10 protein-coding genes and 2 pseudogenes are annotated in these 13695 nt (G+C 65.2%); 11 read left to right on the forward strand and 1 reads right to left on the reverse strand.

Annotation, left to right across the window (positions count from 1 at the left end):
* Positions 1 to 270: 270 nt before the first annotated feature.
* Positions 271 to 594: a hypothetical protein gene (locus ACLQI9_RS14830; RefSeq protein WP_442391829.1), complete on the reverse strand. Its 324-nt coding sequence runs from the start codon at positions 592 to 594 to the stop codon at positions 271 to 273.
* Between the two features lie 978 nt (positions 595 to 1572).
* On the opposite strand from ACLQI9_RS14830, the gene ACLQI9_RS14835 reads away from it, so the two are divergent.
* The 11 genes and pseudogenes from ACLQI9_RS14835 (at position 1573) to ACLQI9_RS14885 (ending at position 13368) form a co-directional block, all read left to right on the forward strand.
* Positions 1573 to 2640 (forward strand): helix-turn-helix domain-containing protein, encoded by a 1068-nt coding sequence (locus ACLQI9_RS14835; protein WP_442376762.1) that lies wholly within the window; start codon positions 1573 to 1575, stop codon positions 2638 to 2640.
* A gap of 96 nt (positions 2641 to 2736) precedes the next feature.
* Complete coding sequence (locus tag ACLQI9_RS14840) at positions 2737 to 2955, forward strand: hypothetical protein (protein WP_442376764.1); 219 nt, start codon at positions 2737 to 2739, stop codon at positions 2953 to 2955.
* Between the two features lie 308 nt (positions 2956 to 3263).
* Entirely contained in the window at positions 3264 to 3437 is a 174-nt protein-coding gene (locus tag ACLQI9_RS14845; protein ID WP_442391830.1) for a hypothetical protein, read from the forward strand.
* Positions 3438 to 3460: 23 nt separating this feature from the next.
* Positions 3461 to 3895 carry a hypothetical protein gene (locus tag ACLQI9_RS14850; protein WP_442376767.1) on the forward strand — a complete coding sequence of 145 codons (435 nt, stop codon included), beginning with the start codon at positions 3461 to 3463 and terminating at the stop codon, positions 3893 to 3895.
* A complete protein-coding gene (locus ACLQI9_RS14855; RefSeq protein WP_442376768.1) occupies positions 3892 to 4521 on the forward strand; it encodes a methyltransferase domain-containing protein in 630 nt (209 codons plus the stop codon). Before ACLQI9_RS14850 ends, ACLQI9_RS14855 begins: the two co-directional genes overlap by 4 nt.
* 24 nt (positions 4522 to 4545) lie before the next feature.
* Positions 4546 to 4824, forward strand: a complete 279-nt coding sequence (locus ACLQI9_RS14860; protein ID WP_442391831.1) for a hypothetical protein — start codon at positions 4546 to 4548, stop codon at positions 4822 to 4824.
* A gap of 95 nt (positions 4825 to 4919) precedes the next feature.
* A pseudogene (locus ACLQI9_RS14865) lies at positions 4920 to 7631 on the forward strand (MMPL/RND family transporter); the annotation flags it as partial.
* 462 nt (positions 7632 to 8093) lie between these two features.
* Entirely contained in the window at positions 8094 to 8807 is a 714-nt protein-coding gene (locus ACLQI9_RS14870) for a hypothetical protein (protein WP_442376772.1), read from the forward strand.
* Between the two features lie 16 nt (positions 8808 to 8823).
* Complete coding sequence (locus ACLQI9_RS14875; RefSeq protein WP_442391832.1) at positions 8824 to 8979, forward strand: hypothetical protein; 156 nt, start codon at positions 8824 to 8826, stop codon at positions 8977 to 8979.
* Positions 8980 to 9469: 490 nt separating this feature from the next.
* Positions 9470 to 10000 (forward strand): organomercurial lyase, encoded by a 531-nt coding sequence (merB, locus tag ACLQI9_RS14880; protein WP_442391833.1) that lies wholly within the window; start codon positions 9470 to 9472, stop codon positions 9998 to 10000.
* Between the two features lie 187 nt (positions 10001 to 10187).
* Positions 10188 to 13368: pseudogene (locus ACLQI9_RS14885) on the forward strand (adenylate/guanylate cyclase domain-containing protein).
* The last annotated feature ends 327 nt before the right edge of the window (positions 13369 to 13695 follow it).

The raw sequence follows: 13695 nt of genomic DNA on the forward strand, positions 1-13695 counted from the left end.
GCCGCCACATCGCCCAAATCAGCGCTTGCTGCTCGACGTCAAACCCAACCGGACCCACACCCATCCCGACCTCCACCAGCACATCATCATCGGCCTGCAGTGATGCGCTGACTGGTTGAGCTCAAGGTCACATTTGAGACATGACGACTGAACTTGGCGTAGAAACCCTCACGCGTCGGACTGGTCGCGGTGTAGTGGTCCAATGGTGTCCTGAACTCGTGGTCCACTGTCAGGATGAGAGCGCGAACGTGTTGGCGTCACAGGGATCGGTTAGAACACGCTCGGCAGGGCCACCGTTGGGTCACCCAGCACCACCAGCGCCTGCCGGTCCAGCGAAACGAGCCGCAGCCGGGTGAGTTCCTTCAACACCGTCCTGTCGCCCGCCGCGAGATCGCTTCGCACGGAAAAGTATTCGGTGTTCAGTTGGCCCACTTGCCTGCGGTACTGGTCCAGCGCCAATCCGATGGGCTCGCCGCCAAATAGTTTAGCCGACAGCGCTTTCACGATCGCGTCGCCAAGATGCTGCCCGGTTCTGTGGTCGCGAAGTGTCCAGTCGAAAGTTGGCTCGACGTGCCCCCATGGCCGGTGCTGCACTCGTCACCGTCGCGCTTGCCGTCCTCGGCGGTCGTCGGTGCCATCGCGCTGGCGTTCCTCGGCGGCTCATCGTCACACTCAAAGCGCAGCAGGAATGGAACGATTAAGGGCTGGCCTGGCATTTAGAGGCCACGTTCGGGGGCGCACCGCCGCCGACGCGCTGGCCGACGGGCCTGCGTGCTGGGCTCGGTCGCGGTACGCGATTTCTACGGCTCGACCGTGCCGTCCTACGAGCAGGTCACCGACGTGCCCGGATCACCCGGCGTTCGCCAAATACCGAAGCCTTCCACCAGGAGTCGGAGTACTCCTGGGCCGATGGCTGACACAGGTCAGCCGGAAGTCTTCTGTCGCTGGGTGATCCCCGCCGCATAGCGGGCAGCCATACGAAGGGGCGGGATCGGGCCCGCCGCCGCGCGGGATCGGAGGAGTGTCCACCGGCGGAGGGCTGGGCACGCGCCGAGCAGTAGGCCTCTTGCCATCCCACCACGAAATGCCCCGTTTGAGGTTTCATGGCGGCGCCGCGGGGAATTGCGACGCGTGATGCGGTAAGACAGGGCAGGGCCACCGCACAGGAGGCCCAACGTGACGCCAGCAAGCTGGTCGGATTAAGTCAATCGCACATCCGGGACGCGCGTGTCCCGAGTAGCTCATCGCAGCCCCGGTCAGCCCCCTGCGGGCAAGTTCGTCTGCATCGGCGAATGACGGTGCAAATGGGCAACTCGTCTGAGATTTCTGGGCCGATGTATCGGCTGGCTGCGGCTGGTCGAAGGTAGACGGTGAAAGCCCGCCTGCCGCGCAAGCCCGATGACAGGATGACACCATGACAATGGCGTCTCAGCCCAGCCTTCGCCTATTGACGACACCCCGTGCGGCCGCACTGGCCGGTGTGTTGTTCGCCCTGCTGTTTGGTGCCGTGCTGATCTTAATCCGAAGGTCCTGGCTGACATATCCGCGGATGCCGGACGCACCACTGAAGCCGTGGCCGTCGCGGACGCGGGATATACCGTCGCGGCACGCTCCCTCGACGCTCCGCACATGAGGTTCAACATCGCTGACGCACACGTCAGCGCGCTGCTGCTGGCTGGCCGGGTTGCGGAAGCCCTTGATGTGGCCGAGCAGGTGCGCTGGCAGGCGGCCGACCTTCCGGGGGCGGCTCAATTGCTCGGTGCTGCCGTAGCGGGTCGGGCCGCCCTTGGTGCCGGACACCTTCATTCCGGGGGTGTGTTGCTCGAACAGGCAGCAGTGGGACTCTCCGCCACGCACGCCTTGGGCTGGGGATACCGCTATCAAGTCCCGCGCGTGACGGCACTCGCGATGTGCGGTTCAACCGTGGAGGCGGCTACCGCGGTTGCCGCGGTCGACAAGCTGCGACGTCCGTTCCGCTCGCTGGACTATGAGCGGAGCCTGGCCCGGGCCTGGGTGGCTGCTAATCAGGGCGCCGTGGGTGAGGCGATCACTGTCTTGTTGTCGGCGGCCAAAAAGGCTTCAGCTAAGGGTCAATTCGCGGCGGAAGTGATCTGCCTGCAGACCGCGAGCCAGTTCGGGGACCGTTCCAGCGCACCCCGGTTGCGCGAGCTCGAAGGGATCGTCGAGGGGCCACGCGTTGGCGTCGCCGCGCGGTTTTCGACCGCCCTGAGTGACGACGACGCCGCTGAATTGGCCGCGGTGTCAGAAGAATTCGAGCGCATGGGCGACCTCGTTGCCGCCGTCGATGCCGCCGCCCAAGCCGCCCTCGCGTATCGCAGGCAGGGCCTACGGGGATCGGCGTTGGGATGCGCGACACGCGCAGATAAGCTGGCCGAAGAATGTGGCGGCGCATGGACTCCCGCGCTTCGTCAGGCAAGCGAACCCGTGCCGTTGACCGATCGCGAACGAGAGATCGTGATGCTGATCGGTGAGGGGTTGTCCAACCGCGCAGTCGCCGAGCGACTGACTCTTTCCGTACGCACCGTCGAAAGCCACATCTACCGGGCCATGTTAAAGACCGGAACCACCAGCCGCGACGAACTCGCCGCACTGATACCCAGCCACAGGGCGCGAACATAGTGAACGTCGCGCCCTGAAGGTGTGCGCTCGGCGTCGGCGATGATTTCATATCGCCATACTGACTCGGCACGATCGCCGCATATGCATGCTGCTCAAATGGCCGATGAACTCAGCCAACGCGAGCGGGCGCTACGCCGGCTGCCGTTACCGTATTCGCTGGCATTGAGACTGCGCGACGCCGCCGTCGCCGCCGACGTGATCTGCCAGTATGTCAACGTCGACCGGGCCGCCCTGGACGGCCTCTACCGCATAGCTGAGGCGAAACTCGTTGCGGCGCAAAAGGCAACAGACGGCCGCTACCACGACTGCCACTGACGTGCGGCGTTCGCACCACGTTTGGTCGCTGGGCCGGCAATATCGGCACCGTCCATCGTTTGAACCGCGAACGACGCGGGACCGTTGCCGCCTGGGCAGCGGGCAAGCGGCAGCTCAAGATCGCGACTAAGTATCACCGCCCCGAAACCGGGCGAGATTGCAGTGGCGCGCTACTGAGCTCGTCCTACCCCAACGCGAGTGACGATTCCCATCGCGGAACTTGACCTGACCCGGTGGCCATCCTTCCGCCATGACACAGATGGGGAAACAACGATGAGTACCGCAAATTCGCCGATCGCGGCGGCGTCATGACGATGATCGCTCCACACGCGACCGGCCACGAATGGGCCAAGGACGGCACCCTGCTGCGCGAGACCTTGGTCGCGACCGTGGCTCAGACACCCGGTCTTAACCCCACCGTCAACCAGGCCAAGGTCGTGGTGTGGAGCGCCGAGTGGCACTTCTGCCCGAGTTACTACTGATGGCGGCTGGTGGAGATCTACCGATGAGCGACCAGCACCGTACCCGAGAGCCGGGAGCACTCGAAGCAGACGGCTTCGGTATCTCACCTTGTCAGGATTGGGCTAAGCCCGGCGTGTCGCCCACCCAGGTCAAGCAGGTGAGGTGGGAGGCATTCTGGGCGCGGCTGCGCCATCGGCGGGAGATCTACAAGTCACCGGTTAAGACCCTGGTGCTGGCGATCCCGGACTGTGATGTGTGCTACGGGGCGGGGCAGACGGTACCGGCATATGCCGAGGCATGGCTGGCCGCGCACCGGTGGGGTGGCGGCATGTGGGCCTACGTGTGCCGCTGGCACTTCGACAGATACGACTGCCAGCTGGGGTTGGGCACTGGCCAGGAACTGGTGTTGCCGCTCGATCAACGAACTGAGGTCGGTACAGAGCCGACCAGGACAAAGGAAAAGGACAACCAACAATGAAAATCAGCACAAAGATCGCGGGTGTGGCAGCGCTCGGCATTGCCGGGGCAACCGCCATGAGCACGATCACCGACGAGGCACCCTACCCGTACTCGGGGTGGCGCAGTTGGGTCCTCGACCTGCAACTGCCGTTCCTCACCAACAAACGCCTCGACGCGCTGCTTGCCCTCCAGCCGGGCCACCGGGTGCTGGAGATCGGTCCCGGCACCGGCTGCCAGTCCCTGCACGTCGCACGCCAGGTGGCACCCACCGGCCAGTTGGACATCGTCGACATCCAGCAGGAGTTCTTGGACGCGGTGATGCGCCGCGCGAAGGCCAAGCACGTTCCCGGCATCGTGGCGACGCTGGCGGACGCCCGCGATCTGCCCTTCATGAACGATCAGTTCGATGCCGCCTACGTGGTGACGGCGCTGGGGGAGATCCCGGAGCCGCTGTCGATGCTGCGCGAGTTCCACCGGGTGCTCAAGCCGACCGGGCGGCTCGTGGTGGGGGAGTTCTTTGACCGGCATTACATCCCGGCCATCACGTTGATGAACCGGGCCAACGCGACCGGTTTCGAGGTGGTGGACCGGATCGGGGTGCCGTTCGCGTACTACGCCCAGCTCCGGCCTATCGCCGCCGTATAACCCAAGAAAGGCACGACAATGATAGTGAAACTGGCAAAAATCAGGTGGACGTTGCTGGCGCTGACGGCGCTCGCGCTCATCAACTGGGCAGCTCCGGCGCACGCCGACCCGGCTCCTGCTCCTCCTGCTCCGGCTCCGGTGACTATTGACCCAGGCAATGCCGGGCCGCTGCCGCCCGGCAACGACACAGCGAGCGCCCAGCTACCGGGCGGCGAAAGCTACTCGGTGTCTCTCGCGCCCGATCCGCCGATGACGGACAACGACGTTGACGACAACGAGATGTTGGTCATCGTCGACTGGTGACGACTTGTCATCACTGGAGAAAGCGAAAGATTGTGTTGCGCAAACGATTCCAGATCTTCACCTGGATCACCAGGCTGGTCACCCGGTGGCCGGTTCTGGTGATCGCGCTGTGGCTGGCGATACCGACCGCGCTGTTCCTGGCGTTCCCGCCGCTGGGGGATGCGATCCGGCAACACCCGGTGCCGCTGATCCCGGCGTCGGCATCCTCCACGGTGACCGCGCAGCGGATGTCGGATGCGTTCCATGAATCCGGTGAGGACAACCTGCTGCTGGTGGTGCTCACCGACAACGGCGGGCTGACCCCCGCCGACGAGGGCACCTACCGGGCACTGGTGGGCGCGCTGCACGCTGACGGCCGGGACGTGAAAATGCTGCAGGACTTCGTGAGCACCCCGGCGCTGCGGGAGACGGTGACGAGTAAGGACGATAAGGCGTGGGTGCTGCCGGTCGGGCTGGCCGGGGAGCTGAACACCCCGGTCGGTGATGACGCCTATCGTCGGGTCACCACGATCGTTCAGCAGGTTACCGGCGGCTCCGGGCTGACGGTCAACATGACCGGGCCAGCGGCCACCGTCACCGATGTCAACGATGTCAGCGACCGAGATATGCAGCGCATCGAGATCGCGACCGGGGTGCTGGTGCTGCTCATCCTGGCGATCGTCTACCGCAGTCCGCTGACGATGATGCTGCCGCTGCTCACCATCGGGGCCAGCCTGATGACCGCCAGGGGTGTGGTGTCCGGGCTGTCCCAGGTGGGGCTCGGGGTGTGTAACGAGACGGTGATCCTGATGACCGCGATGATGGCCGGGGCCGGAACCGACTACGCGGTGTTCCTGATCTCCCGCTACCACGAACGGATACGGGCCGGATCGGATTCCGATACCGCCGTGGCCGAGGCGCTGTCAGCTGTCGGGAAGGTGATCGCGGCGTCGGGGGCGACGGTGGCGGTCACGTTCCTGTGCATGTCCTTCGCCCGGCTGGGGTTGCTGTCCACGGTCGGTCCCGCGCTGGCTATCACCGTCGCGGTGGGTGTGCTGGCCGCGTTTACCCTGCTGCCCGCCATCCTGGTGCTCGCCGGTCGGCGCGGCTGGGTCACGCCGCGCCGCGACCTGACTACCCACCTCTGGCATCGGCTCGGTGAAGCGCTGGTCCGTCGCCCCACCACCTACCTGACAGCGAGCGTGGCGGTGCTCGCTGTCCTGGCGACCTGCGGCCTGTTCGTCAAGTTCGATTGGGACGCAACCCAGTCGATGCCCAACTCGGTGCCGAGTAATCGGGGCTATGCCGTGCTTGGTGCGCACTTCCCGCTCAACGAGACCATCCCGGAGTATCTGGTCATTTCCTCGCCGCATGATCTGCGGACCTCGCAAGCCCTAGCCGATTTGGAGCAGATGGCGTACCGGGTGTCTCAGATACCGGGGATGGGGACGGTGCGTGGTATTACCCGCCCGGAAGGGCACCCGCCGAAGGAGGCCAACGTCGCGTTCCAGGCCGGTGAGGTCGGATCGCGGTTGCGAGACGCCGCCACCCGCATTCAGAACAGCCGGGCCGATCTCGACCGGCTCGCCACCGGCTCCCAACAGCTAGCCGACTCGCTCGCCGAGGTGCGCGGCGACGTGCGCGCGGCGGCGGCGAGCGCCGCCAACATCGCCGATATCGCCGATGATCCCCGAGTCAGGCAGGCCACCTCGATGCTGAACGACATTGCCCACGACGGGACACTGGACGAGTTGAGTCGTCTGGCGGATCAGCTGCCGCAGACCCCGGAGACGGCGGGGATCGGTTCGACGGTGCATGGCCTGCGCGGCGAGCTGAACTCCACGCTGGGTGACCTGGCCAGCCTGCACGGTACGTCGGCGCGCGGTCAGCTGGCGGAGATGCAGTCCGGGGCCGACCAGCTAGCCAACGGCAGCGCGCAGCTGTCGGATGGGGTGCGTAACCTGGTTGACTCCACCAACAAGATCGCCGACGGTCTGCAAACCGCGTCGCAGCTGCTGCTGGGGCTCAAACACGACACCGGCGGGTCCACCTCGATGAGCGGGTTCTTTATCCCCCCGTCAGCGTTGCGGGATACCGACCTGCGGCAGGCCGCGAAGATCTTCGTCTCCCCGGACGGGCACACGGTGCGCTACCTGTTCCAAACCAAGTTGAACCCGTTCGGCACCCAGGCGATGGATCAGGTAAAGCGTGTGACCACGGTGGCGCGCGACGCCCAACCCAACACCGAGCTGGCCGACGCGACAATCTCCGTGACCGGGTTCCCGGCGCTCAACAACGATCTCCACGACTACTACAACCACGACCTGCGGTTCATCATGATCGTCACACTGGCGGTGGTGTTCCTGATCCTGGCCCTGCTGCTGCGCGCTATCGTGGCCCCGCTGCACCTGATCGCCTCGGTGGTGATCTCCTACCTGTCCGCGCTCGGGATCGGGGTGATCGTGTTCCAGTTCATCGGCGGGCACCCACTGTCCTGGAGTGTGCCGGGGATGGCGTTCATCGTTCTCGTCGCGGTCGGGGCGGACTACAACATGCTGCTGATCTCGCGGGTGCGTGACGAATCCCCGCACGATGTGCGCGCCGGGGTGATCAAAACCGTCGGGACCACCGGCGGGGTGATCACCTCGGCCGGGTTGATCTTCGCTGCCTCCATGTTCGGGCTGCTGTTCGGCAACATCTCCGGCATGGTGCAGGCCGGGTTCATCATCGGGATCGGGCTGCTGGTTGACACGTTCCTGGTCCGCACCGTCACGGTGCCCGCGCTGGCCGTGCTGATCGGGCGGGCGAACTGGTGGCCCACCTTGTGGGGTAGCCGGGCCATCCCGCTGGACGAACTCGACGAGTTCGCCGTCTTGACGCCCACGGTGGCGCAGGCAACGGCCTTTACCACCGGCGGGTCGCCGGGGTCGATGCGTCGGGCCGGGACGTTCCCCCGGGTGTCCGAACCGGGCCGGTGGATGCGGGTGCACGACTGGGATGAGGACGTCATCTCGGCGGTGATGCGGGAGAGCGTGGTCTGGTCGGAGTCCGACCCGTTGTATCGCTGCCACTCGGGCACCGCCAGCATCTCGCGTGCCGACGCCGCCGAGCCGGACAAAATAACGGGCCCGCGCGATTTCGCAGTACAGGTCTGACAGGTACAGCTCATCCTCTTCGTCGCCGGAGAGGGTGAGTTCGACCTGGTATTCCTGGTCCTCGGTATTCGGTATCTCCATGAACGCCGTCTGATATTCGAACCAGCGGCCGGTCGGCACGGTGATCGTCTCCTCATGGATGAACACGCCGTCGGAGATCCGGCGCAGCCGCAGCGTGATCTGGTTGGAATTCTGGAACGGTTTGTAGACCACGCAGCCGATCCGGAACAGGCCCAACGGAACCCAGTTGGTGAACTGCCGGACCATCAGCCCCGCCTCGCCGTAGAGCGGCGCGCGGTAGAAGTGAATCACCCTGTTGCCCTGGTAGACCCGGTTGCCGTCGATGGTGATGGAGACGATGGCGAAGGGGTCACCCCAGTCCGCCGTGGTCGACGCCCAGGTCTTGATGGTGTCCCCCCACATACCGCCGGGGATGACGTCGGGGATGGTGTCCACGTAGTAGGCCAGCTGGGTGTCGCTGATGTTCTGGCTGTCCGGGATGATGTCGGCCCACATCGAGTCCGATCGGATCAGCCCGGAATCGCGGAACTCCACCTGTGCCTTGGCGAATGTCGACTGAGTCTGGAAGTCCTTGTAGACGGTGCCGGTGACGAAGGTGGCGTCCTCGATCTCGACCAGGTCGAACCACACCGTCCCGGAGTGGGCCTGATCGGTGATGGCCAGCTTCACCCGGATGGTGTCGACGCCGTCCGGGACGGTCCAGGTGCCGCTCAGGTTGGTGAAGCCGGAGTTGTCAATGCCCGCAAGGTCGGTGCTGTTGGGGTTGGCGGTCCAGTTCGGGTAGGAGATCGCGGCGACGACCTCCTCGTCGACCTCGACGTCGGCTAGGTAGGTCACCGCGCCGATGAACATGCCCACCTCGCCAGCGGTGACGACCAACGACGCCCATTTCACCCAGCAGGAGAAGTTGATCGCGTCACCGGGATTCACCGAGAGCTTGGTGGAGAGCAGATCCTTGTCGCGCTCGTCTGCCCCCACCATCGCCGATCCCAGGGCGTAGTGGCCGTGGGTGGGATCCTGGGTCCAGCTGCCGTCGGCCGGGGAGGCGATCCAGTTGACCAGGGAGACATCGAAGCTGGAGTCGGAGATCCGGTAGATCTCCCCGGCCGCCGTGGTGGGCCCCGAGGCCAGCTGGGTGGTGTTGGTGGTCACCCACTGCGTCGGGTCGTACATGGCGAAATCGAAGACCGGCTTGTCCTCGCTGGCGATGAAGGTGGATGTGAATGGCAGCACTTCACGGACCCCGGCGAAGTAGGCCACCGCCGCGTCACGGGTCAGTGTTTTGTAGTCGTAGCGGTGAATGCTGGTGGTGTTGAACCGCACCCGGTGTTCCAGGGTGAGTTTGCGTTCCAGCACGGTGGAGGTGTTGGTCAGCAATTCAACTGACAGTCAACGGAGTAATTAATGCCCGACCAGTCGGACGCCCCCAGTCGGTCGCAGCCTCCGCCGAGCAGCTGCCGCCCGCGATCCGAGAACTCCACCGAGCCGTGTTGCGCGGCTTCCGTGATAGCGGCCAGGTCCATCGCGACGATCTGCGCCCGACCGCTGCCGCGCTCGGCGTCGACCTCGACGATGCCCTGCACCAACTTGGCAGCGCCGACCTCGTGCACAGCGCACCCGACGGACAAATCGAGGTCGCCTACCCTTTCTCGCGCCAACCCACCGGCCACACCGTCCGCCTCACCGGCCACCCTCCGGTCGACGCGCTGGGCATCCCGTTGATGACCGGCACCGACGGCGTCATCGACTCAGCCGACCCCGACACCGGGACACCGATCCGCATCCACCGCCACAGCGACCAATGGACATGGCAACCCGCCACCGCCGTCGTCGTCATCGCACAAACCGACTGCTCCGGAACCCCGGCCGATACCCTCTGCGGATCGATCACCTTCCACACTGACCAGCAACACGCGCATTCGCACCTCGACAACCATCCCGAATTGCGCGGCCACATCATCGGCCAGGCCGACGCGATCTCTCTGGCTGACTGCGCCTTCCGAGGCTTGATTGCCAGCTGACCGATTGACCAACACATGTCAGGGGGCCAACACACTGAGCCTGTGTCCCCGCACCGCAGTCTCGAAACAGACGACATACGAGGCTCTCAAAACTTCGTGTCGGAGATGGCACGGCTATATGACGGACATCACCGAGCAGCGGTGACACGATACTGACGTGGACGATGGCGGGGACGGTCGCGGTGCGCTGACGGCGGCGGGACTCTCCTGTGGGTCATGCGGCAGCCAGTTGAGCGCGGCAGCCAAGTTCTGTAGCGAGTGCGGCACGCCAGTCACACAGGTCAGCCGATCGGCGGAGTACAAGCAGGTGACGGTGTTGTTCGCCGACGTGGTCCACTCGATGGACATCGCCTCTGCCGTCGGAGCGGAGCGGTTGCGCGAGATCATGGCCGACCTCGCTGACCGCTGTGCCGCAGTTGTAGAGCGCTACGGCGGCACGGTGGACAAGTTCACCGGTGACGGCATCATGGCGGTGTTCGGTGCGCCGGTCGCGTTGGAGGACCACGCAGTTCGCGCCTGTCTGGCGGCCTTGGGTGTTCAGGAGGAGGCCAAGCGGCTCGCCGTCGACGTCCGAGAGCGCGACGGTGTGGATCTGCAGTTGCGGGTGGGACTTAACTCCGGTCAGGTGATCGCCGGTGAGATCGGTTCAGGCGCTTTGGGTTACACCGCCATTGGTGAGCAAGTCGGGATGGCCCAGCGGATGGAGTCGGTGGCGCCGCCGGGTGGGGTGATGCTCAGCGCCTCGACCGCGCGACTTGTCGAGGGCGCTGCGACTCTCGGCGAATCTGAGCTGGTTCAGATCAAGGGTGCCGACGCGCCGTTACCCGCCCATCGGTTGTTGGCCATGGGCGAAGGGCATCGCACTGGCGGACGTGCTGAGTCGAATCTGGTCGGTCGGCACTGGGAAATGGCTGCCATCGAGGCCCTACTGGAGCGCGCCATCGATGGCCACGGCGCGGTCGTCACCGTGGTGGGCTCACCCGGTATCGGTAAGAGCCGCTTGGTGCGCGAGGCCAGCGCGCTCGCCACTGCCCGAGGAGTTGAGGTGTTTTCCACCTTCTGCGAGTCCCACGCCACCGATGTCCCGTTTCGTGTGGTGGCGCGGCTGCTGCGCGCCGCCACCGGTGTGCGCGGCCTCGAGGATGCGGCTGCTCGTGAGCGGATGCGGGCACGGGTGCGCACACTGATACCGGACGCCGATCCGGAGGACATGCTGCTGCTGGATGACCTGCTGGGCATCGCCGACCCTGATGTGGAGCTGCCGAGGATCGATCCGGATGCGCGGCGGCGGCGGTTGATCAACGCCGCGTCGATGGCCCGAAAAGTCCCGGCAGTCTTTGTCGTTGAGGATGCGCACTGGATCGACGAGGTCAGCGAATCCATGCTGGCCGAGTTAGTAACGGTGTATCCGCGGACGCCGTCGCTGGTGCTGATCACCTACCGCCCCGAATACACCGGCGCGCTAAGCCGGGTGCCCGGTGCTCAGACGATAGCCCTTGCGCCGCTGAGTGATTCCGAAACTGCGGCACTGGTCTCGCAGCTGCTCGGGCCGGACCCTTCCGTGGGCGGGGTGGCCACCGTGATCGCCGAGCGGGCCGCCGGTAATCCGTTTTTCGCCGAGGAGATGGTGCGGGATTTGGCCGAGCGTGGTGTGTTGCGCGGCAACCGCAGCGCTTACGTCTCCACGGTCGACGCTGCCGAGGTCACCGTGCCTGCCACTGTGCAGGCCACCATCGCCGTCCGCATCGACCGGCTGAACCCTAAAGCGAAACGCACCCTGAGCGCTGCGGCGGTCATCGGCGCGAAGTTCAGCCGGGATCTACTGGAAACGCTGGGGATTGATCCTGTCTTGGAAGACCTGGTGGGGGGCGAGCTGATCGATCAGATCAGGTTTACCCGACAACCCGAGTATGTGTTCCACCATCCGCTGATTCGCACGGTGGCCTACGAAGCACAGCTCAAGTCGGATCGCGCCGAAATGCACCGGCGGCTGGCCGCCGCGATCCAGGAACATGACCCGGCTTCAGCCGACGAGAACGCGGCGTTGATTGCCGAACATCTCGAAGCCGCCGGTGATGGGCACGCCGCCTACGGCTGGCACATGCGCGCCGCCGCGTGGGCGACCAACCGCGACATCGCCGCGGCACAACTGAGTTGGGAGCGCGCCCAAAGGATCGCCGACGCATTGCCTGCCGAGGATCCGCACCGAGCGGCCATGCGCATTGCCCCGCGCACCATGTTGTGCGGGATCGCCTGGCGAGTCCATGAGCATGTCGCTGGTGCCCGCTTTGAGGAATTGCGGCAGTTGTGCACCGCCGCCGGAGATAAGGCGTCACTGGCCATCGCCATGGCAGGGCTGGTGATCGATCACGTGTGGCAGGCCCAGACCCGCGAGGCCTCCCAGCTGGCATCGGAAGCCATGGCCCTCATCGAGTCCATCGGCGATCCAACCTTAACGGTGGGGCTGTCCTGGCCGCTGGTCTACGCCAAGATGGAGTGCGCCGAGTGGGCGGACGTGCTGCGCTGGTCACAAAGAGTGATCGACCTGGCCGACGGCGACCCGTCTAAAGGCAACTTCGTTTTCGGGTGTCCCTTGGCGTTGGCCTTTGCGACGCGGGGTATCGCCCGTTACTGCCTGGGTCATCCTGGATGGCGAAACGACCTGCGCCACGGCCTGACGATGGCCCGCAACACGGACCCCATCTCCTACGCCGCACTCGTCACCTACAGCAACGGCTTGGGGATCTTCTTTGGCGTGGTGAGGCCCGACGATCACGCGATCCGCGAGGCCGAGGATGCCTTGCATATTGCCGAACGATCAGGAGATGATCTCGCGTTCGTCTTTGCCCGGATGACACTGGGTATTGCGCTGGTGCACCGCGACACGGCTGGCGAGCGCGATCGCGGAAACAAGCTCCTGACCGCAATCAGCGAAGTCCTCCTACGCCGGGGACACAACCTGGGCGATCTACCCCTCGTCGAGGTCTACTCGGCACGTGAGAGCGCTCGGCGTGGAGATCGCGATGGGGCCATACCGCTCATGCGCGCCGCCACCGACCATCTGGTCCGCGAGGGACAACTGCTGGCGTGGGGGCATTCCTGCGACGGGTGTTCTGGTGGAGACACTGCTGGATCGCGGGACCGAGAGTGACGTGGCCGAAGCCGATGCCGCGATTGAGCGGTTGGCGGCCGCGCCAGCCGATGAGGGTTTGGTGATGCGCGACATCTGGCTGCTGCGGCTGCGGGCTCTCCTGGCGCGGGCTCAGGGTGACGAAACCCGCTATCGCGAATACCGGGACCGCTACCGCGACATGGCGAAAACGCTTGGCTTCGAAGGACATATCGCGTGGGCCGAGGCGATGCCGTGACCAGGGCGGCGAGGCCTACCGGCGTCTCGATTAAGACGAGATACGAGGCTCTCAAAACTCTGTGTCGGAGTCACCGCGAACGCCAACGGCCCCTCAGTGTCCAGCGGCTTATCCTTAGAGAACCCTGGAAACGCTGGGGCGGTGAGCGGCGGAGGGTCTGATGACCGCAGGGACCGCGTGCCGTACGTAGCCGGTAGACAAACCGGGAGATGTGAAATCAGCGCCGGTTGACGCCGGACCGGTTTAGCGTTGAGCCGCGGTGAACAGAGGAGCTGGCGATGACCGCTACCGAAGACAAACTCAATGCATTTCTTGGCAAGGCGATCG

It is taken from the genome of Mycobacterium sp. (genome assembly GCF_052143115.1).
GTDB lineage: Bacteria > Actinomycetota > Actinomycetes > Mycobacteriales > Mycobacteriaceae > Mycobacterium.

Coding starts and splice junctions, on each gene's coding strand:
- ACLQI9_RS14840 (WP_442376764.1), top strand. CDS start 2,737: ATGGCCGATGAACTCAGCCAACGCGAGCGGGCGCTACGCCGGCTGCCG.
- ACLQI9_RS14845 (WP_442391830.1), top strand. CDS start 3,264: ATGACGATGATCGCTCCACACGCGACCGGCCACGAATGGGCCAAGGAC.
- ACLQI9_RS14850 (WP_442376767.1), top strand. CDS start 3,461: ATGAGCGACCAGCACCGTACCCGAGAGCCGGGAGCACTCGAAGCAGAC.
- ACLQI9_RS14855 (WP_442376768.1), top strand. CDS start 3,892: ATGAAAATCAGCACAAAGATCGCGGGTGTGGCAGCGCTCGGCATTGCC.
- ACLQI9_RS14870 (WP_442376772.1), top strand. CDS start 8,094: ATGGATGAACACGCCGTCGGAGATCCGGCGCAGCCGCAGCGTGATCTG.
- ACLQI9_RS14875 (WP_442391832.1), top strand. CDS start 8,824: ATGAACATGCCCACCTCGCCAGCGGTGACGACCAACGACGCCCATTTC.